General features: G+C 67.9%; 4 protein-coding genes. 2 read left to right on the forward strand and 2 right to left on the reverse strand.

Translation table 11 applies throughout. The features are described 5' to 3' along the window. The first annotated feature begins 412 nt into the window (after nt 1-412). Nucleotides 413-1,105 carry a TetR/AcrR family transcriptional regulator gene (locus ACK543_RS10690; RefSeq protein ID WP_409942835.1) on the forward strand — a complete coding sequence of 231 codons (693 nt, stop codon included), beginning with the start codon at nt 413-415 and terminating at the stop codon, nt 1,103-1,105. Next, nucleotides 1,102-2,043: an alpha/beta fold hydrolase gene (locus ACK543_RS10695; RefSeq protein WP_409942836.1), complete on the forward strand. Its 942-nt coding sequence runs from the start codon at nt 1,102-1,104 to the stop codon at nt 2,041-2,043. Before ACK543_RS10690 ends, ACK543_RS10695 begins: the two co-directional genes overlap by 4 nt. 200 nt (nt 2,044-2,243) lie before the next feature. Here the strand turns inward: ACK543_RS10695 and ACK543_RS10700 are convergent, their stop codons facing one another. Beyond that, nucleotides 2,244-3,182 (reverse strand): MBL fold metallo-hydrolase, encoded by a 939-nt coding sequence (locus tag ACK543_RS10700; RefSeq protein ID WP_409942837.1) that lies wholly within the window; start codon nt 3,180-3,182, stop codon nt 2,244-2,246. Further along, the gene (locus tag ACK543_RS10705; protein ID WP_409942838.1) at nt 3,183-4,871 is read right to left on the reverse strand and encodes an AMP-binding protein; all 1,689 of its coding nucleotides are present in this window, start codon (nt 4,869-4,871) and stop codon (nt 3,183-3,185) included. Nucleotides 4,872-5,050 lie beyond the last annotated feature (179 nt).

Raw genomic sequence — 5,050 nt, forward strand, 5'->3', positions numbered from 1 at the left:
GCTGCTGTTGGGGCGCCAGGCAAGGCGCGACGACGCGGCAGGCTCGTGCCTGCAAGGAGAAGCAACACCGCATGGCGCTCCAAAAGCGGTGCTGGCAAGTGCATAGCGCTGTCACCCGAAAGGTGAGGCTGCAAAAACAACGCAAGCCCCGAGTCCACGCGGTGTGCGCCAAGATGACAAGCGGTCAACTGCCGTTTTTAGGCTCAGAGGCCTCTTCGCGCCTGATCCGGGCCCTGGCGCGTTGCGTCCCGCGCCCCTCGCTGTGGGCCACCGCTCCCGGTGACACCCGCCATCCGCCCGATCGATCCGCGCGGCGACTGCGCAGCGGGTCCATCCGGTTTGTACACGCCCAAGACACCTAGGCGACCGCGCAGCGCTTGACACTAGACCGACTGGTCTATATACTGCGCCCATGTCCACCCGCTCCCGCTCAGCGTCGCCCCTGGCGCTCTCCGCCCAGGCCCCCGCGCCCGTCCCAGTGGCGCCCGCGCCTTCCACCCGCGAACGCCTGATTCAGGCCATGGCCCGTGCGCTGCGCGAGCGGGGCCTGCACGGCGTGGGCCTCGCCGAGGTGCTGGCTGCCGCCGAGGCACCCAAAGGCGTGCTGTACCACCACTTTCCGGGGGGCAAGACCGAGTTGGCCACCGCTGCCATTGCGGCCGTGACCGAGTCCATGGTGCTGCGTCTGCAAAACCTGCTGGCCGCCGGGGCCGACCCGGTGGCCGCGTTGACCCGCTGGGTGGGCGAGGCCGAGCACCAGTTGGTGCGCAGCCGCTTCACCGCCGGCTGCCCGCTGGCCACCGTGGCGCTGGAAACCACCCCCGACGACCAGGCGTTGCGCCAGGCGCTGGATGCTGCGTTTGCCCGTATCCGCAGCGCTCTGGCCGACGCGCTGGCGGCCAATGGCATACCACCCGCACGGGCCCGAATGCTGGCCGGGCTGGTGCTGGCCGCCTACGAAGGCGGCCTGTTGCAGGCCCGCGTGGCCCAGGACGGCGCGGTGCTGCAAAGCGTGCTGCAGGGCCTGGTGCGCCTGATCGAATCCGAAATGCCCGGCCGCAGCCCGGCCGGGCCCCATGCCCCTGCAGCCCCGGAGGCCCTATGACCCTGCCCAACTCTGTTCCTGCGCCCGCTGCTGCCCGCACTGCGGTGGAGCCCGAGGCGCTCGCCCTCACGGCGGTTGACGGCACGCCCATTGCGGCATTGCGCTACCGCCCCGAGGGTGCGGCCCGTGCAGGCCTGCTGGTAGGCAGCGCCACGGCCGTACCCCAGGGCTTTTACCGGCGCTTTGCCCAACATGCGGCGGCGCGGGGCTTTGAGGTGCTCACGCTGGACTACCGCGGCATCGGCCGCTCGGCCCCGCCCAGCCTGCGCGGCTACGAGGTGGACTACCTCGACTGGGGGCGTCAGGACCTGGCCGCCGGCGTGCAGGCCCTGCGCCAGCCGGGCCGCCCGCTGTACCTGGTGGGCCATTCGTACGGCGGGCACGCGCTGGGCTTGCTGCCTAACCACCACGAGGTGCATGCGTGCTGGACCTTTGCCACCGGGGCGGGCTGGCACGGCTGGATGCCGCCGCTGGAGCGCCTTCGCGTGCAGATCCTGTGGAACGTGGTAGGGCCGCTGTGGACGCGCCGCGCCGGCTACCTGCCCTGGAGCCGCCTGGGCATGGGCGAAGACCTGCCGCTGGGCGTGTACCGGCAGTGGCGGCGCTGGTGCAGCTTTCCGCGTTACTTCTTCGACGACCCGGCCCTGCCGCACATGGCCGAGCAGTTTGCGCAGCTTCGCTTGCCCATCGTGGCGGTCAACGCGACCGACGACGCGTGGGCGCCCCCAGCCTCGCGCGATGCCTTCATGCAGGGCTACCGCAACGCCAGTGTGCAGGCCGTGACCATCGACCCTGTGGTGGACGGCACCGGGCCCATCGGCCACATGGGCTACTTTCGGCCGCAGGCGCGGGCCCTGTGGGACCAGTGCCTGGACTGGCTGGCGTCGGCACCACAGCAGGCCGCTCGGCCGTCGATGCCCCGCGCGCTGCGCGCCTGAACCCCGCCAAGGCGCAACCAAGGCGCAACCAAGCCGCAACCAAGGCGCAACCAAGGCGCAACCAAGGCGCAACCAAGGCGCAACCAAGGCGCAACCAAGCCGCAACCAAGCCGCAACCAAGGCGCAACCAAGCCGCAACCAAGGCGCAACCAAGCCGCAACCAAGGCGCAACCAAGGCGCAACCAAGGCGCAACGTGCGGTCAGCGGTTGATCAGCAACGCGCCATCGCGCGTCGCCGCGCCCGAACGCACGAGGTCGTCTATGAGCGACTGCACCCAGACGCCTTGCGCCTGATCCGCAAAGTACGCGCGGTGCAGCCGCCCGAGGTACAGCGTGGCCTGGGCCCAGGCCTGGAGGCGCTCTACAGGCACCTGTTGCCATTCGAGCAGCTTGTACTTGAGCAGTACTTTGGCTGCGTACAACGCATGGCGCTGCGGGTTTTGCACAAACCCGGCCAGCCGCTGGCGTGCGTAGGCCAGTGCGCCGGCCACATCAGTGAACACGCTCCCGTGGCCTGGAATGACCACGCGCGGTGCCAGGCGTTCGATCACATCCAGCGTGGCGCCCACAGCCGCAAACGCGTCATCGCCTTCGATTTCGGGAAACACCACGCCAAAGCCGCGTTCCCAGAGCGCGTCGGCGGCGATGAGTACGCCGACGTCGGGCGCATACAGCACCACCGAATGCGTGTCGTGCCCCGGGGCCGCATGCACCTGCCAGGCGCGTGCGCCCACGCGCACTTCGGTGCCGGGCTCCAGCAGGCCGTCAAATCGAAAGCGGGGGCACTCCTGGCCCGTGGGCCGGTAGCTCAGACGGTCTTCATCCCATGCGCGCACGGCGTCGGCCTCGCCCGGGGCAATGCGGGTGAGCGCGCCGGGCCAGCGGGCCTGCAAGGCCGCGTTGCCGCCGCAGTGGTCGCTGTGCAGGTGGGTGTTGAGGATATGCGCCAGCGGCTGCGCCCCGAGTGCGGCCTGCACCAGCGCCACCGTCTGGTCGGCGTGGGTGCAGTAGCCGGTATCCACCACGGCGGCCCCGTGCGCGCCGTGCAGCACGATATTGTTGGCGGAGAGCCAGCCGCGCTCGAGCACCTGGATGTCGGTTGGCAGCGCCACGGCCGCAGCAAAGCGGGTGTCCACCATTTACCGAGGGCTGGCGCGCAGCGCGCGCCGCAGGATTTTGCCCACGTTGCTCTTGGGCAGTTCGTGGCGGAACTCGATGGACTTGGGACGCTTGTAGCCCGTGAGGTTCTCCTGGCAGTAGCGCGCCACATCGTCTTCCGTCAGGGCCGGGTCGCTCTTGACGATGAACACCTTGATGGCCTCGCCCTGCTTGTCGTCCGGAATGCCAATCGCCGCGCACTCGACCACGCCCGGGCACAGGCTGATGACCTGTTCGAGTTCGTTGGGGAACACGTTGAAGCCGCTCACCAGGATCATGTCCTTCTTGCGGTCGATGATGCGGGTGTGGCCCTCTGCATCCATGATGCCGATGTCGCCGGTGCGCATGAAGCCGTCGGCTGTGAAGGCTTTGGCGTTTTCTTCGGGCTGGTTGTAGTAGCCCGTCATCACGTTGGGGCCTCGGATGCAGATCTCGCCCGCCTGGCCCTGCGGCAGGCTGTGGCCCTCATCGTCCTTGATGGCGATGTCGATGCTGGGCGCCGGCAGGCCGATGGTGCCGCTGAACTCGGCGTTGATGACCGGGTTGTTGGTGCCGATGGCGCAGGTCTCGCTCATGCCCCAGCCTTCGATCATGGTGCTGCCCGTGACCTTCTTCCAGGCCTTGGCCGTGCCCTCGCTGGCGGCCATGCCGCCGGCCTGCGAGACGCACAGGTGCGCGAAATTCACCGTCTTGAATTGGGGGTTTTGCAGCAGCGCGTTGAACAGGGTGTTCACCGCGGGCAGCAGGTGGAATGGGCGTTTTCTGAGTTCGGCAACAAACTTCGGGATGTCGCGCGGGTTGGGGATCAGCGTGAGGCTGGAGCCCTGGCGGATCGCCAGCAGGCACAGTGTGAGCGCGAAGATGTGGTACAGCGGCAGCGCGGCAATGCTGTTGACGCGGCTGGGGTCGCCCACCTTGGAGAGGGCGGGCGAGAACCAGGCCTCGGCCTGCAACATGGCGGCCACGATGTTGCGGTGGGTGAGCACCGCGCCCTTGGACAGCCCGGTGGTGCCGCCCGTGTACTGCAGGAAGGCGATTGAATCGGGCGTGGCCTGGCTGGGCGACAGCGACCTGCCCTCGCCCTGCGCCAGTGCCTGCTGGAAGGTGACAACCTGGCGCCCGCCCGACAGAGGCAGTTCATACGCAGGCACCATCCGGGCCAGGTGGCGCACGGCAAAGGTGATCCAGCGGCCATACCAATAGCCCAGCAGGTCGCCCATGGATGCCATCACCACATGCCTGACGGCGGTGCGCTCCACCACCTCCGACAGCGTGTGGGCAAAGTTCTCCAGGATCACGATGGCCGTCGCGCCCGAATCCTTGAGCTGGTGCTCCAGCTCGCGTGCGGTGTACAGCGGATTGACGTTGACGCAGGTGTAGCCCGCGCGCAGCACGGCCGCCATGGTCACGGCAAACTGCGGAATGTTGGGCAGCATGATCGCCACGCGGGCGCCAGGCGCCAGGCACAGGCTTTGCAAATAGGCGCCCAGCGCGGCCGAGCGGCGGTCCAGCTCGGCATAGCTCATCCATTGGTCCATGCAGACCGAAAACGGCTTGCTGGCGTGTTTGCGAAAGGACTCCTCCAACAGATGCGGCACGCTGCAGTATTGCTCGGGATGCACTTCGTGCGGCACGCCCGGGGGGTAGCTCTTGAGCCAGATTTTTTCCATGCGCTTGCTCCTAGGAGCCTGTCGGACTTGTAAATCGTCGGCTGCAAATCGACCGCAGCGGTCCATTTTTAACCGCCTTTTTGCCCCATAGCTCGGCTATGGGGCTGCAAATTCGGCAAAAACTGTCCTCGCTGGGGCCGATTTTCGCTTTCGACGCTCCAAGTCCGACAGCCTCCTAG

Origin of the sequence: Acidovorax sp. (assembly GCF_046341535.1) — a bacterium.
In the GTDB taxonomy this organism is placed as follows: Bacteria; Pseudomonadota; Gammaproteobacteria; order Burkholderiales; family Burkholderiaceae_C; genus Acidovorax.